At 68.8% G+C, this 1001-nt stretch carries 1 protein-coding gene; it reads left to right on the top strand.

Features of this window, described 5'->3' with window-relative positions:
* Positions 1-119: 119 nt before the first annotated feature.
* Positions 120-1001 (top strand): IS110 family transposase (locus tag ACTQX9_RS09505; protein ID WP_441541381.1); only part of this gene is annotated, 882 nt, incomplete at its 3' end.

The following is a 1001-nucleotide window of genomic DNA, read 5'->3' as shown; positions in this document are numbered from 1 at the left end:
GGGGGCGCTCGCCGCTCCGGACGACTGATAGGAAACTGCCGGGCGCAAGCGCCACGGCCAGGTAATGTGGGTGTCGCGGGGAGGGGTTCCGATCGGCCTACCGATTGGAGGATACCACCGTGGCACCAATTAGAATGCCGGAAGCCGTCATCGGGCTCGATGTCGGGAAATCGTCCCACTGGGCATGCGTCGCGACTCGAGATGGCGAGGTGCTGTTGAGCACCCCCGTCGCGAACAGGGAGGACGACCTGGACTCGCTGTTCGGCCGCTTCCCCGATGCGCTCGTGGTCGTCGACCAGTCGCGCAACATAGGCGCCCTCGCGCTCGCCCGCGCCAGGGCGGCCGGGATGTCGGCGGCGTACCTGCCGGGACTCGCGGCGCACGGGGCCGCCAGGCTCTTCGCCGGCGACGCCAAGACCGACGAGCGAGACGCGATGGTCATCGCGAAGACGGCGCTTGGCATCCCCGACGCGCTCCTGCCGGTCGGAGACCCAGGTCCGACAATTGCGGCGGCGAGGGCGCTGGCCGCCCAGAGGAACTTCCTGACCTGCGAGAACACTAGGAATAAGAACCGGCTGCGCAGCATCCTGCTGGAATCGTGCCCCGCCTTCGAGGCACTGGTCGACCTGTCCGACGGGTGCCAGCTGAGGCTCATGGCATCCCTCGGCGGGGCCTGGTCGGTAGCCGACGCCGGGCCCCGCAGGGCGGCGGCGCTCACGCGTGGGGCGGCGCGCGGTAAGATCGAGGCCCTCGTCCGCTCGACAACCTCCTCGACAAGGCCGGATGCGTCGGTCGTCGCCGCCGAGGACCGGGCGGTGAAACTGCTCGCGCGCAGGATATCCGAGAACTCGGCGGAGATCTCCGCCCTGCTCGAGGGCGACGATACCTACCGATGCCTCCTGACGGTGCCGGGCATCGGGCCCAAAACCGCTTCCGAGCTTGCGATCTCCATCGACATCGAAGACTTCCCCAGTCACGACAGGCTCGCGTCGTACTGCGGC

It is taken from the genome of Collinsella sp. LCP19S3_F2, from assembly GCF_052121015.1.
Classification (GTDB): domain Bacteria; phylum Actinomycetota; class Coriobacteriia; order Coriobacteriales; family Coriobacteriaceae; genus Collinsella.
Note: the sequence above shows the minus strand (reverse complement) of the source record. Positions and strands in the feature narration are given on the sequence as shown.